Annotated in this window: 10 protein-coding genes; 3 read left to right on the top strand and 7 right to left on the bottom strand. The window is 71.0% G+C overall.

Translation table 11 applies throughout. The features are described from left to right. The first annotated feature begins 15 nt into the window (after positions 1 to 15). Entirely contained in the window at positions 16 to 1,098 is a 1,083-nt protein-coding gene (locus ACIA1L_RS10200) for a DNA polymerase ligase N-terminal domain-containing protein (protein ID WP_396072289.1), read from the top strand. On the opposite strand, the gene ACIA1L_RS10195 is transcribed toward ACIA1L_RS10200, so the two are convergent. The 5 genes from ACIA1L_RS10195 to ACIA1L_RS10175 all read right to left on the bottom strand — a co-directional run bounded on the left by ACIA1L_RS10195 (position 1,095) and on the right by ACIA1L_RS10175 (position 5,629). Then, a complete protein-coding gene (locus ACIA1L_RS10195) occupies positions 1,095 to 1,694 on the bottom strand; it encodes an MBL fold metallo-hydrolase (RefSeq protein WP_396072287.1) in 600 nt (199 codons plus the stop codon). The genes ACIA1L_RS10200 and ACIA1L_RS10195 overlap by 4 nt on opposite strands. Continuing rightward, positions 1,694 to 2,779, bottom strand: coding sequence for an S-(hydroxymethyl)mycothiol dehydrogenase (locus ACIA1L_RS10190; protein WP_396072285.1), 1,086 nt, complete (start codon positions 2,777 to 2,779; stop codon positions 1,694 to 1,696). Before ACIA1L_RS10190 ends, ACIA1L_RS10195 begins: the two co-directional genes overlap by 1 nt. 32 nt (positions 2,780 to 2,811) lie before the next feature. Beyond that, positions 2,812 to 3,267, bottom strand: a complete 456-nt coding sequence (locus tag ACIA1L_RS10185) for a MarR family winged helix-turn-helix transcriptional regulator (protein WP_396072283.1) — start codon at positions 3,265 to 3,267, stop codon at positions 2,812 to 2,814. A 158-nt stretch (positions 3,268 to 3,425) separates the two neighbouring features. Beyond that, on the bottom strand, positions 3,426 to 3,815 hold the full coding sequence (locus tag ACIA1L_RS10180; protein WP_396072282.1) for a cupin domain-containing protein: 390 nt from the start codon (positions 3,813 to 3,815) through the stop codon (positions 3,426 to 3,428). Positions 3,816 to 3,868: 53 nt separating this feature from the next. Next, entirely contained in the window at positions 3,869 to 5,629 is a 1,761-nt protein-coding gene (locus tag ACIA1L_RS10175; RefSeq protein ID WP_396072281.1) for an EAL domain-containing protein, read from the bottom strand. A 369-nt stretch (positions 5,630 to 5,998) separates the two neighbouring features. Here ACIA1L_RS10175 and ACIA1L_RS10170 point away from each other — a divergent pair, with 369 nt between their 5' ends. Continuing rightward, positions 5,999 to 7,588 (top strand): restriction endonuclease, encoded by a 1,590-nt coding sequence (locus ACIA1L_RS10170; protein WP_396072280.1) that lies wholly within the window; start codon positions 5,999 to 6,001, stop codon positions 7,586 to 7,588. On the opposite strand, the gene ACIA1L_RS10165 is transcribed toward ACIA1L_RS10170, so the two are convergent. Continuing rightward, a complete protein-coding gene (locus ACIA1L_RS10165) occupies positions 7,585 to 11,916 on the bottom strand; it encodes an AAA domain-containing protein (protein WP_396072278.1) in 4,332 nt (1,443 codons plus the stop codon). The two genes, ACIA1L_RS10170 and ACIA1L_RS10165, sit on opposite strands and share 4 nt — an antisense overlap. A gap of 128 nt (positions 11,917 to 12,044) precedes the next feature. Here ACIA1L_RS10165 and ACIA1L_RS10160 point away from each other — a divergent pair, with 128 nt between their 5' ends. After that, a complete protein-coding gene (locus ACIA1L_RS10160) occupies positions 12,045 to 12,341 on the top strand; it encodes a hypothetical protein (RefSeq protein ID WP_396072276.1) in 297 nt (98 codons plus the stop codon). A gap of 39 nt (positions 12,342 to 12,380) precedes the next feature. On the opposite strand, the gene ACIA1L_RS10155 is transcribed toward ACIA1L_RS10160, so the two are convergent. After that, positions 12,381 to 13,424 carry a beta family protein gene (locus ACIA1L_RS10155; protein ID WP_396072275.1) on the bottom strand — a complete coding sequence of 348 codons (1,044 nt, stop codon included), beginning with the start codon at positions 13,422 to 13,424 and terminating at the stop codon, positions 12,381 to 12,383. Positions 13,425 to 13,512: the final 88 nt, after the last annotated feature.

The raw sequence follows: 13,512 nt of genomic DNA, 5'->3' as shown, positions 1-13,512 counted from the left end.
GCGGACAATCGGGAGATGGCCGACCGACTGGACGAGTATCGGCGCAAGCGGGACGCCCGCCGCACGCCGGAACCGGTGTCCCGGCTGCGCCCGCGCCCGACCAGCCGAAACAGGTTTGTCATCCAGCAGCACCACGCCCGCAGCCTGCACTGGGATGTTCGCCTCGAACGCGACGGCGTGCTGGTGTCGTTCGCCGTGCCGCGCGGGCTGCCCCGGGATCGCGCCCGCAACCACCTCGCGAAACACACCGAGGACCACCCGCTGGAATATCTTCGCTTTCACGGTGAGATCCCGGCCGGTGAATACGGCGGCGGCCGGATGACGATCCACGACCACGGCACCTACGAGACGGACAAGTGGCGCGACGACGAGATCAGCGTCACGTTCCACGGCGACCGGACGCACGGCCGCTACGTCTTCTTCCAGACGGGTGGGCCGGATTGGCTGGTCCGCCGGATGGATCCGCCCGAGCCGGGCTGGGAAGCCATGCCCGATGCGGTCGCGCCCATGCTCGCGACCAGGGCCGCCGGCTTACCGCCGGACGACGCCGACTGGGGGTACGAGCTCAGCTGGGCCGGCCGCCGCACGATCGCCGCCGTGGCCGGCGGTCGAGTCCGCCTCACCGACGCCGAGGGCACCGACGTGACCTCGTGGTATCCGGAGATTCGGCCCCTTGGCGCGGCACTCGCGCCGCTGGAGGCTGTCCTCGACGGTGAGCTCGTCGCCTTCGACGGGACGGCGATCTCCCCGGAACGGCTGGCCCGCCGCAAGCAGCCACGGGACTCAGCTGCCGCGCGCCGGGCCGCCGAACGCACGCCGCTGCAGTTCCTGATCTACGACCTGCTGTGGCTGGAAGGACATTCCACGGTGGAACTGGTCCGCTACAGCGAGCGGCGTGAGCTGCTGGACGGGCTCAACGTGGCCGGTGACCACTGGCAGACCCCGCCGTTCTTCTCCGGCGGCGGCGAGTTCGCGACGGCTGCCGCCCAAGCCCAGGGCCTGGACGGCATCGTCGCGAAGCGTCTCGACTCGCCCTACCTACCCGGCCGCCGCAGCCGCATGTGGCTGGCGATCGGCGCGGAAGAGAAGACGGACTAGAACTTCTCGGCGCCGATCGTGGTGTCGTCGCCGTGGCCGGTGTGCACGACCGTTTCCGGGGGCAGGCTGAGCAGCCGGCTCCGGATGGACTGTTCGATCAACGGGCGGTCGCTGTAGGAGCGCCCGGTCGCGCCCGGGCCGCCCTGGAACAGGGTGTCACCGGTGAAGACGCAGCCCAGGTCCGGTGCGGACAGACAGATTGCGCCCGGGCTGTGGCCTGGTGTGTGCAGCACGGTGAGGGAGATGCCAGCCACCTGAATCTCCTGGCCGTCGCTGAGCGGTGCTGGCATCGGCAGGCCCGGGTGGGTGAGCTTCCACAGCACTTCTTCCGCCGGGTGCAGCAGCAGCGGCGCACCCGTCTCGGCGGCCAGTTCCGGAGCGACCCGGACGTGATCGTCATGCGCGTGGGTGAGGACGATCGCGACGACGTTGCGGCCGCCCACCACGCGCAGGATGTCGGGTACGGAGTGCGGCGCGTCGATGACCACGCAGCTGGTGTCGTCCCCGATCACCCACACGTTGTTGTCGACGTCGAACGTTTCGCCGTCGAGGGAGAAGGTGCCGCTGGTGACGGCGTGGTCGATGCGTACGGCCATCAGAGGATCACCACTGAGCGCAGGACGCCGCCGGCGTGCATCTTGGCGAAGGCGTCTTCGACCTGGTCGAGGTGGATTTCCTCGGTGACGAAGGCGTCGAGGTCGAGCCGGCCCTGGCGGTAGAGCTCGGTCAGCAGGGGGAAGTCGCGCGATGGCAGGCAGTCGCCGTACCAGCTGCTCTTGAGGGCGCCACCGCGGCCGAAGACGTCGAGCAGCGGCAGTTCGATCGTCATGTCGGGCGTGGGTACGCCGACCAGGACCACCGTGCCGGCCAGGTCGCGGGCGTAGAACGCCTGCTTGTACGTCTCGGGGCGGCCGACTGCCTCGACGACGACGTCGGCGCCGTGGCCGCCGGTGAGTGCGCGGACGGCTTCGACCACGTCGGCGTCCCGGGCGTTGACGGTGTGGGTGGCGCCGAAGCCCTTGGCCCATTCGAGCTTCTGGTCGTCGGTGTCGATGGCGATGATCGTGGTGGCGCCGGCGAGGGCCGCGCCGACCACCGCACCGTCGCCGACGCCGCCGCAGCCGATGACCGCCACCGAGTCGCCGCGGGTGACGCCGCCGGTGTTGATGGCCGCGCCGACGCCGGCCATGACGCCGCAGCCGAGCAGGCCGACGGCGGCGGCCCGGGCCTCCGGGTCGACCTTGGTGCACTGGCCGGCGTGCACCAGGGTCTTCTCCGCGAAGGCGCCGATGCCGAGCGCGGGTGACAGTGCGGTGCCGTCTTCCAGGGTCATTTTCTGGGTGGCGTTGTGGGTGGCGAAGCAGTACCACGGCTTGCCACGGTTGCAGGCCCGGCAGTTGCCGCAGACGGCCCGCCAGTTCAGGACGACGAAGTCACCCGGGGCGACGTCGGTGACCCCGGTGCCGACCGACTCCACGATCCCGGCGGCCTCGTGGCCGAGCAGGAACGGGAATTCGTCGTTGATGCCGCCTTCGCGGTAATGCAGGTCGGTGTGACAGACGCCGCAGGCCTGGACTTTGACGACTGCTTCGCCGGGGCCGGGGTCCGGCACGACGATGGTGGTGACCTCGACGGGTGCGCCCTTGGCCCGGGCGATGACTCCCTTGACTCGCTGACTCATGGCAACCACCTTGCCACCGGTTGTGGGCCGGGTCAGCCGGTGGGGTTGTCGAGCAGGGTTTCGCAGAGTTTGTGCAGTTGGCGCACCTGGGCTTCGGTGAGCCGGTCGAAGACGAGTTGCTGCACCGCTTCGACGTGGCCGGGCGCCGACTCGGCCACCTTCGCGAAGCCTTCGTCGGTCAGTACGGCAATTTGTACGCGGCCGTCTTCGGGGTCGCGTTCGCGACGAACCCAGCCCTGCGCCTCGAGCCGGGCCACGACGTGGGACAGGCGAGACAGCGACGCGCTGGCTTTGCGCGCCAGGCGACTCATCGGCAGGCGTCGGTCCGGCCGCTCGGACAGCGTCGCCAGCACCAGGTAGCCCATGTGGGTCAGCCCGGCCTCGCGCTGCAACTGGCCTTCCAGGGCGGCCGGCACTTTGACCAGCACTTCTACCAGAGCGCGCCAGGCCTGCTGTTGCTCGTCCGTCAACCACCGCGGCTGGTCCATGGCAGCAGGTTAGTGACCGTCCGGAACTCGGCCACCGACCGGGTCGCCGGGCTTGCCCAAAGTCTTGATCGACAACCGGGAACCGGCGGGCGTATCGTTCCGCGCGGCGCCGGCGACCGGGCGGGCTGGGGGGCCACGCCCGGCCCGGCGCCATACCCCTAGGACTGCGGGGGTTCGTCCTTGCCGGCTTCTTCGAGCTTGTCCGCTTGTTCCTTGGTCTTGTGCACCGCGCCGTCGGCGTGCTCCGGCGGGCCGTAGATGGTGTAGAGGACCATGGGGTTCGGACCCTCGTTGACGAAGTTGTGCGTGTGCCCGGCCGGCACCACGACCAGGTCTCCCTGGTTCACCTTGCGGGTCTGTCCGCTGACCCGGGCCTCGCCGGTCCCACTCACGAAGGTGAGGATCTGGTCGACCTCGTGGATCTCTTCGCCGATCTCGCCGCCGGGCGGGATCGTCATGATGACGAGCTGGGTGTGCTTGCCCGTCCAGAGCACGCGGCGGAAATCCGGGCTCTTCTCGGCAACCGTAGCGATCGTGTAGTGCTCCATGGAGGGCCGGATACCCGGATCCGGCCGTCCGCAATCGTGGTGTGCCGGGACTGTCAGAAGCGGCGTAGGCGAGGCACGGAGCCCAGCGCGGACAGCGGCTCGGGACGGCCGATCAGGTAGCCCTGCACGAAGTCGACCCCGAACTCCCGCAACATCCGCATCGTCGCCTCGTCCTGGACGAATTCGGCAACCGTGTGGATTCCGTACGCCTGGCAGACCTGCACGAGCGCGCGGACGAGCACCTGGTCCTGCGGGTTGTGCACGAGGTTGCGGACGTACTCGCCGTCGATCTTCACGAGGTCGATCGGGAAGAGGCGGAGATAGCGGAAGGAGGCGTAGCCCGAGCCGAAGTCGTCCAGCGCGAGTTGGCAGCCGAGGTCCCGGATCCGGTCGGCGAAGTGGCGAGCTTCGCTCAGGTTGCCGATCAGCGCCGTTTCGGTGATCTCGAAGGTGAGTTGTTCCGGGTTGACGCCGTACCGCTCGATCAGTGTTTCGACCTCGGTAGTCAGGCGCGGGTCGCCGACCGTACGTCCGGAGAGGTTGATTTGGAAGGCGTGGCCGGGCAGCGAGGCCGCCACTTCCATCGCCCGCTCGACCACCCAGAGATCGATGTCGTAGACGGCGTCGAGGCGTTCGGCGGTGTCGAGCACGTGGATGGGCGACTGCGGCTCGCCGTGCTCGTCCAGCACGCGCAGCAGCAGTTCGTGGCGCAGCACGAGGTTGGTCTGCAGTTCGAGGATGGGCTGCGCGAAGAGGGTGAACCGGTCGGTGCCGAGGGCGTCGGCGACCCGGTGGCGGTAGGAGCCCTGGCGGGCCTTGACCGGCACGGGGTCGGGCACCAGGGTGACCGGCCGGTCTGCCTCGCGGGCCTGCCGCCAGGCGTGTTCGGCGTCGATCAGCAGGTCGTGGCTGCCTTCGTCGGCGCCGAGCCGGAACCGGACGAGGCCGGCCCAGGCGCGGGCGTGCACCCAGGCGTCGGGGAGGACGAAGGGCTGGGTGCGCAGGGCCTCGACGAAAAGGTCGGCCTGGCGCCGGGCCAGCACCCAGGACGCGCCGGGGAGCAGGACGCCGATCTCGTTCGGCCCGACTCGACCGAGCAGGTCGTCGGTGCGGACCAGTCCTTCGAGGACCCGGGCGGCGCGGTGCAGCAGGTCGGCGTTGAGGTCGAAGCGCACGCCATCGGTCCGGTCCGGCTCGATCCGGACGATGAGCACCGCTCCCCCGCCGCTGCGCTGGGCGCGGTCGATCTCGTCGGCGAAGCGGGCTCGGGTGAGCAGACCCGTCGCGGGGTCGGGGTCGACAACGGATGCTTGGACGGTCTCTCCGCGACGAGACAGCCGGGCCACCTCGCGGCGGGCTCGTTCCCGCGCGGAGACGTCGCGCAGCGCGCCACTGATGCCGCTGACCGAGCCGTCGGGGTTCTCGACGGGTGCCAGCCGGCAGTCGACGTCGAACCAGCCACCGTCGGCGCGCATCAGACGCAGCGTGACTCGGACGGTTTCCCGGGCGGTCCAGGCTCGGGTGATCGCACCGAGCGCCTTGGCTTGGTCGTCGCAGTGCACGTGCCGGGCCAAGAGTTGGCGGCTGACCTCGTTCTCCCGGGGTGGGCGGCCGAGCAGCGCGGCGAGCCCGTCGGACCAGACGATGCGGTCACCGTCGGCGAGATAGGTGAAGGAGGCCTCATCGTCGGCGGGGCTGCGCGATTCGGGCAGGTGGGCCGGCCGCGGGGCGGCGTTGGGGCTGAGCCGGGGACGGCGGGAGAGCCGGTCGCGCAGGGCGCGCGGACGCGGAAAGTGCTCGTCGGGTGCCGTCATGCGCCGCCGCCACCTCCTCGCTCAGGACACCGTTACCCCTGCCTATTACGACGGGTCACCGCTCGTTGTAACAGGGGACGGCGACGTCAATGTTTATGCAGCCCACTTAACAAAACAATGAACAGGCATTCTTCCTCCGATCAGTGGAGTGAATCCGACCGTTCGGTGGAGTTGATCGGGTCGGCCCGTTCGGCCGAGATTCCATGACGGACAGTTACAACCTGTGCCCGCCGGGGAACCATGTGCGACACCTACCCGATGACCACGATCGACATACACGGATCGCATTTACGGCAATGCTCGCCGTAACGAGATCGCGAGCCGGTAGATATGGTGGCCCTTCGGACACGTGAGCGAGGACGACGACGCATGGGCATCATTCGGGACATGCAGCGGGCGCACGCGACGCAGGCGCACGCCGAGCTTCGGGCGAGCACAGCCGCTGCCCAGCAACGCCAACTGATCCGACGCAACGCCGACCTGGCGATCGTCGCGGCACAGCAGGCCGCCGCCGACGTCGAACGGCAGCGCGAGCACCGGCGGCTCTACGCCGAGGCGCGTACGGCCGACGCCGCCTCCGCGAACGCCGACCTGCGGGCGCGCCTGGTCGACCTGGACGCGCTGCTGCTGTCCACTCTGGACGTCGACGATCACATCGACCTGGACCGGTTCAAGAAGCCGGTCGCCGCCCCGCCGTTCGACCCGGGCCGGCTGGGCCGGGCCGCACCCGAACCCTCCTGGCAGAGTTACGCCCCGCCGGCCCCGCGTGGCGTCGGCAAGATTCTCGGCGGGGACCGGATCCATCAGCAACAGCTCAACCAGGCAAAACGGGCCTTCGATGAGGCCAAGGCGCAGTGGAGCGAGAGCGAACGGCGGCGCACCCGACAACTGGCGGCCCGCCGCGAGCAGTACGAGGAAAACCGCCGCCGGTACGAGGCGAAGCTGATCGCGTACAACACGGAGGTGGACCGCTTCGCAGCGGCAGTAGCCAACGCGGAGCCGGCGTCAGTGGTGGAGTACTTCGCCATGGTGCTCGGCAACTCGGTGTACCCGGACGATTTCCCGCAGCACTTCCGCTTGGCGTACCTGCCGAAGGAGCAGCGTCTCCTGGTCGAGTACCACCTGCCGCCGGTCGAGGTCATTCCGGTCGTCAAGGAGTACCGCTACGACCGGGTTCGCGACGAGCTGATGGCGGTGCCGCGGGACGAGGGCGAGATCCGCCGCCGCTACACGGAGATCATCTCGATGGTCGCGCTGCGTACCGTGCACGAGATCATCGAGGCGGACCGGGGCGAGTTGGTCGCCGCGGTGCTGTTCAACGGGATCGTGGACACCATCGATCGGCGGACCGGCCGGTTCGTCCGACCCTGCCTGGTCTCGGTGCACACCCCGCGAGACACCTTCGCCGCGATCAAGCTGCGCCGCGTCGACCCGGTCGCCTGCCTGAAACACCTGCAGGCGGGACTGTCCGGTACGCCCGACCAGCTGGACGGTGTCCGGCCGGTGCTCGACTTCGACCGCGAGGCCGACCAGGACTTCACCGGGGAGTTCAACGTGCTCGCCGACATCGACCACCGGCCCAACCTGGCGACGATGGCGCCGGCGGAATGGGAGCAGACCCTCGCCGACCTGTTCAGCAACATGGGTCTGTCGATGGGCGCCGCCGCCGAGGGGCGCTGGCAGGCCGTCGACCCCCGGCCGGTCTTCGGTGGCCCGGTGGTGATCCACGCCGTGCGCGGCCGGATCGTCCCGGCCGGTACGGCGGTCGCCCTGGCCGCCACGGTCGCCGACTCCGGCGCCACCAAAGGCATTCTGGTGGCTACGGAAGGCTATGAACCCGAGGCGCACGAGGCGGTGGCCGGCCGCCCGCTGGAATTGCTCGACGGCCCGGCCCTGCTGAATCTGTTGGCCGAACACTCCGGGATCAAGGCCCGCATCGAGAAGGACGAAGCGGCCTAGATTCCCAGTTCCTCGATTCGCCGCCACAGCGGGCGCAGTGCCGCGTCCGGCTCGCGGGCGAAGATGCTGCCTCTGATCCGGACGAACACACAGTTGCCGACGCGTTCGAGCACCGCCTGTCGGCGCATGTCCCGCTCCCACTGCTCCGGCCCGTCGGAGCCGGCGCCGTCGCACTCGATCGCGAGGCGGCGGCCATCCGGCGCGTTGAGCACGAAGTCGATGCGGTGGTCGCCGATCCGGAACTGCGTCATCGGCTGGTGGCCGCGGGCCACCAACCGCCGCAACACCTCGCGTTCGAACTCGTTCTCGCAGGCCTGGTCGGCGCCGGACGCGGCACCGAAGGCGGCCAGGTTCTGCGCGTAGTGCAGCAGCAGGGCCCGGGCGTCGTCGGCGAGCAGGGACGACGGGCGTACGGAATGGAAGACCCACAGTTGGTCCCGGGCGCGGGACGCGGCGACGTTGATCCGGCGGTGATAGTCGCGTTTGGTGAACGCGGCCGGACGGCCGTCCGCGTCCGAGACCACCATGGACACCAGGACGACGTCACGCTCGTCGCCCTGGAAGGTGTACGCGTCGCCGACCCGCAGCCGCCGCGCCTGGATCTCGTCCTCGCCGATGCTCTCCCGCAACCGGGCCAGCAGGTAGCCGGCCTGCCCACTGCTGCTCAGCAGGCTGATCACGCCGAGCGACCTGCCTTGGTACGCCGGGTCGGCCACCAGTTCGGCGACCTTGGCGACGAGCGCCTCCGCCTCGGGCACGTTGACGTCACCGAAGTCGGGCACCGGTTGCCGTGTCCCGTCGGCCACGAACACGGCCGTGACCGGCTCCAGCGCTGGGCGGTCCGCGCGCAGCGGCTGGATCTTGCCGTCGTAGTAGTGGCGGGACGAAAACTCGATGATCTGCGGTACGCACCGGAAATGCTCGGTGAGCAGGATCCGCTCGGGTGACCGCCGCACCGCATGGTCATACAACGACGACTCGGGGTCGAAGTGTTCGGCGGACGGGACGTCTCCGAGGTGGCTGTGGATCAGTCCGGCGACCGCACCGATGAAGCCGAGCTGGGGGCCGATCTGCTGATCGTCGCCGACCACGACGGCCCGGTCGGCGAGCGACAGCACCGGCAGGGCGAACAGGTCGGCCTGCGACGCTTCGTCCACGATCACCACGTCGAAGTGGGCGCCACCCGTGAACTGCTCGATCGCCCGGTCCACCGACATGACCCAGACCGGCACGGCTTCGACCGCGGCGGCCAGGGCCCGCTGGGCGTGCGCGGCCCAGGTGGCGGCGTTGCGCCCAGTGCCCTTGCCGATCTTGCGCAGCGCGGTGGTCCAGTCCGCCAGGGCGGCGCGCCGCCGGTCGTCCAGCGCCCGGGCGACTTCCAGCCACGCCGACGCGACGACAAGGTCGCCGGTGAGCGTGCGGATCCGGTCCCGGCCCTGCTCGACACGGCGGTGCAGCACGGCGGGGTCGACGCTGCCGACCACGTCGTCGAACCAGGTCTGCGCCTGCCGCCACCGCCACGCCTGCACGCAAGCACTGCCGGACACCGCCGGCACGGTCCCCGCCTCGATCTCCGCAGCCCATTCCGGGGCGGCCACCGCCAGCCGGTCATGCAGCTCCAGGTAACGCGTCACGTGCGGTCGCAACGCCCGCAGCCGCCGTACCTCCGCGAGGTGCTCGTCCCAGCCGTCGAGGGTGGCCCAGGCCGCCGCAGCCCGCGGCCAGCGGACGAGGCCGTCCGCCACCGCCCGGTCGGCAGCGGCCAGCCGGTCCAGCGCGAAGACCACCGGGCCGTCGTCCAACAGGGCCGCGATGTCCGCCAGCCGGGCCGGATCAAGATCCAGTTCTTCCTGGGGTACGAGCACAGCAAGGCGCGCCGACACCTCGGGCCACTGCCGGGCATCCCAGCCCAGCGACTGTGCCGCCTCCGTCAGCAGGCCACCCGCCCACACCTCGGGCTCGCCCTCGCGCGCCGGGATCGCCAGGCGCGTCAGCCAGTCCGCCCAGTGCTCGCCCAGCCGCCGCTGTGCCTGGGCTCGGCGTACCCAGGCGCTGGCGAGGTCGACGTCGTCGACAGTGCGCAACGGTTCGCCGTCGACCCGGATCTCGTCGGCCAGCTTCCACAGCGACGCCTGCAGCAGCCGGCTGAGGCCCTTACCCGCGGCGAACCGCTCACGGACCTCGGCCAGCGCGGCGAGCAGGCGTTTCGGTTCGACGGCGAGTGCCGGTGGCACGGTGACCCGATGCCCGGCGAGTCGCCGCGCCAGGTCGGCCAACGAGCGCAGTAGCTCCTCGGTGGCGGTGACGTGGTCCGCCCACACCCTCGCCCAGTGCGGGTCGGCGAGCAGCCGGCCCAGCCGGTCCGTCCACGTGCCCTCGCGCCGGCGCAGCCACGCCACCGCATCGCGCAAACCGTCGAGGAGCTCGGCCAGCCCGGTCTCGGCGAGCGCCCGAACCGCAGCCACGTCGATCCCGGCCGCTGCCAGCCGGGCGACCCGGTCCGCAGCCGACGCCCGGTCCGCCCGGTGCTGCTTCGCCTCCGCCGCTGCGGGCAGTTCGGCCACTTCCGGCAGGTCCGCCAGCGCAGCAGCCCGGTCGGTGGCCGACAGGGTGGCGGCGAGTTCCAACAGCACGGCGAACTCGTCCGGGGCGAGGGGCGGCGGCGCGTACGCGTCAACGGCGTCCGGAATGCCGCCGTGCGTGGCCGCCCGCTCGCGCAACCAGACACCCACGTCAGCGGGTGCCAGCTCGGCATCCCCGATCCGGAAGGTGGCCGACTCGCTCGCCGCGATCGCCCGCAGCCCGGCCAGCGCATCCTCGAGCTCCCGTTCCGCCTCCGCCAACCGGCCGGTCAGCCGTTCCACCCGGACCGCCTCCGCGGACTTGTCCAGGGTGGCGGCCCGGTCGGACAGCTCGCGGGCGGCGATCTGCAGCTGCACCAACTGGTCGGTCGTCCGTCCGAGCACCGCCAGGCACAGTGCCCGTACGTCCGCGGGCAGCCCGTCACGCAGCACCCGCAGCGGGTCTTCCTTCTGCGCGACGACCAGGACGCGCTTGCCGTTCGCCAGCAGATGACAGATCAGGTTGCGGATAGTGTGCGTCTTGCCGGTGCCGGGTGGCCCCTGCACGGCGACACTGCGATGCCGGGCAAGCCGACGCGCGATCGACTCTTGCGCCTCGTTCGTCGGCAACGGCATGAGTAGCCGCTCCCCCACCCGCTGCCAGTCCTCCGGCCGATCTCCCGGCAGCTGCAGCCGGCTCGGCTCGTGCGCGACGATCGCGCCCAGCGCACCGATACTGGCGAAGTCACCGGCGAGCAGGCGATCACGCAGGTTTTCGAGGAAGGCGCGCAGCAGACGCTGCTTCGGCCGGGCAAACAGCACACAGGTGTCCACGATGTGCGGTCCCGCGGCGGGTTCCCCCGGCGCGACGACGGTCCGGTCGTACCCGAGCCGGCCCAGCGCCCGTTCGAACAGCTCGCGCCGCTCCAGGTCGTCCCACAGGTCAACCTCGATCGTGCCCGCCGGGCCGGCCAGCGCGACCACCTGGGCGAGATAGCGCTCGTCCAGCCCGGCGAGGGCGTCGGTCTGCAACCGGGACGGCCCCTGCGGGGAGACGGTGAGTAAAGCCTGGTCGGGGGCGTACTCGATGACGACCGGCGTCGCCACCAGCGGATACCGCACCCGTTGCCCGTCGACGACCGTGTCGAGGATGCCGTGACCCCACACCAGCTCGATCGTGGCCGCGGCCATGTCGGCCTGGTGCATGAGGTCGAAGAGCTGGCGGTGCAGCGCCCAGGCGTCTTCCGCGCGGTGGCTCAGCAGCGACCACGGCCGCCACACCTCGTCCCGCCACGCGGCGAATCCACCGTCCTGCTCCGCCCCGGCCGGGGCGCCCTCGATCCCGGCCGCTGCGCCCTCGATCCCGGCCGCTGCGCCCTCGATCCCGGCCGCTGCGCCCTCGATCCCGGCCGCTGCGCCCTCGATCCCGGCCGCTGCGCCTTCTGTCCCGGCCGCTGCGCCTTCTGTCCCGGTCGCTGCGCCGAGGGCCGGTTCGGCAACCGGGGTGATCTCGTTGAGGCGACGGCGCAGCTCGGCTGGGACCGGCGGCGGTCCGGGCAGGTCGGGCAGGCCCACTCGCAGCCAGGCCGGATCGTCCCCGGCGGGACCGCGCCCGCAGGCGGGATGCTCCGGCAGCTCGTGCAGCCACCACGCCGGGTCGGGCACCAGGCGGGCGGGACGTTCCAGGTGCGCCCGTACGCCGAGCAGATAGTCCGCGACCGAGACGGCCCGGTCCCGAATGACGGTGGGCGACTCCTGGTCGGGCATTCTTCGCAGGCTATCGGATGCCGACCCCACCGCTGTCGGGTACGCGCACGGCGTCGCCGACCAGCCGTGACCCAACCGTGTTTTTCCAGGGGTCACTCGCGTGGTGCCAGTCATCTACGCTGCGCGTCATGCATGGAAATGGCGCGATGTTCGGCCCCGGGGGGTCCGGCAACGGCGGGCCGGGATATCGCGGCTCCATCAACAACAGCCCGGCCTACGGCTCGACCGACTACCACCCCGCACCGTGGTCGGACGAGGTGACCTCCGCCGCCGCCAGCTCCCCGGGATGGCACGACTTCGGCCGGTCCCGCAAGCCGCGGGACCGCTCTCCGCACCACCACCGCCTTGCGGCGCTGTTCCTCAGCGTCGGCGCTTCTGTCCTCGGACTCGGCATTTCCGCACTGCTCGACGGCAGATCCCCGTAGCCCGGCAACACTCTGCTCGGAGTCTCGCGGTGGGAGCGGTCAGGCGGCTGACGGGCGGTCCAGGGTCTCCAGGACGTGCGCGATGTGGTGGGACGTGCTCCACGCCATCCAGCTTGCCGGGCTGCCGCCCCCACGCGCGCTGCGCGCCCGGCGGGCGATCTCCGCATCGCCCCACGAGAAGCGGGCGCCCGCGGCGGGCCAGTGCGGCGAGGAGACCAGCGTTCGGCACAGGTCAGCACAGCGGTCGTCACTGCGACCGCCGCGTCGGGCCCAGCGGTAGATCCACCAGTCACGCTCCGCTGTGTAGCGCAGCGTGGGCAGCTGGCGGTGGTTGATGCCATAGCGGCGTACGGGTGACGTCACTCCGTAGTCCGCGTAGCCGACGCCCGGCTCGCACAGGCGGGACCACATCCGGGCGTCGAGCCGGCCGACCGTGACCGGTTCGTCGGTGGGCAGGTCGTCCAGATTGGGCGGCATTGCCCCGGCCGCGACGGTAACCGACCGCCACGGGGTAGCCCGCGCCCAGCGCAGCACGTGGCGCGCCCGCTCCTCGAACTCATCGGCGTGCGCGGCGCAGGCCGTCTCGGCGAGGTCGATCAACAGGTCGACGTGTTCCGCTTCCAGCCCCGCCCCGGCCAGCAGCCGGCCGGTGGTCGCGGTCGCGTCGGCCGCGGTACGCACGTCGACGTGCGGCTGCAACCGCAGCACCGCCCGCATCAGGTGCATGCGCGCGGCCAGCCCGTTCTCCACCAGTCGACGCCGGCTGTCGTACGCCCGCAGCACCGGCAACATCGCCACCCCCAGCGCCGCCAGATCCTCGGCGAGATCGAGCGGCGGCGACCGCAGCGGGTCCGTCGGGTCGGGCACGGCGCCGAGGTCCACCGCGATCGCGCCGGTCCGCGGCGGGAGTTGGCGCACGAGGGGCAGCAGCCGTTCCGTGGGTGCGGCCTCCACGAGCGGAGTGACCCGGCGGGCGGCGGCCGCGTCGAGGTGGTGCAGGGCGGCGAGCTCGCCCCGGCGAGGGCGCAGGATCGGGCGGTACACACCGTCCTCCGCGACCTCGGCCCCCGTGAATACGGTCATTCACTCAAAGTAGCTGGATCTCTGCGACATGTGCCGATGCAGGAGGCAATCCCTACTTCAGGTGAAGTTTGCGCCTGGCGGATTGTGT

Source organism: Actinoplanes sp. NPDC051859, assembly GCF_044452725.1.
GTDB lineage: Bacteria > Actinomycetota > Actinomycetes > Mycobacteriales > Micromonosporaceae > Actinoplanes.
This window is presented reverse-complemented; position numbering and strand designations above follow the sequence as displayed.

Coding starts and splice junctions, on each gene's coding strand:
- ACIA1L_RS10200 (WP_396072289.1), top strand. CDS start 16: ATGGCCGACCGACTGGACGAGTATCGGCGCAAGCGGGACGCCCGCCGC.
- ACIA1L_RS10195 (WP_396072287.1), bottom strand. CDS start 1,694: ATGGCCGTACGCATCGACCACGCCGTCACCAGCGGCACCTTCTCCCTC.
- ACIA1L_RS10190 (WP_396072285.1), bottom strand. CDS start 2,779: ATGAGTCAGCGAGTCAAGGGAGTCATCGCCCGGGCCAAGGGCGCACCC.
- ACIA1L_RS10185 (WP_396072283.1), bottom strand. CDS start 3,267: ATGGACCAGCCGCGGTGGTTGACGGACGAGCAACAGCAGGCCTGGCGC.
- ACIA1L_RS10180 (WP_396072282.1), bottom strand. CDS start 3,815: ATGGAGCACTACACGATCGCTACGGTTGCCGAGAAGAGCCCGGATTTC.
- ACIA1L_RS10175 (WP_396072281.1), bottom strand. CDS start 5,629: ATGACGGCACCCGACGAGCACTTTCCGCGTCCGCGCGCCCTGCGCGAC.
- ACIA1L_RS10170 (WP_396072280.1), top strand. CDS start 5,999: ATGGGCATCATTCGGGACATGCAGCGGGCGCACGCGACGCAGGCGCAC.
- ACIA1L_RS10165 (WP_396072278.1), bottom strand. CDS start 11,916: ATGCCCGACCAGGAGTCGCCCACCGTCATTCGGGACCGGGCCGTCTCG.
- ACIA1L_RS10160 (WP_396072276.1), top strand. CDS start 12,045: ATGCATGGAAATGGCGCGATGTTCGGCCCCGGGGGGTCCGGCAACGGC.
- ACIA1L_RS10155 (WP_396072275.1), bottom strand. CDS start 13,424: ATGACCGTATTCACGGGGGCCGAGGTCGCGGAGGACGGTGTGTACCGC.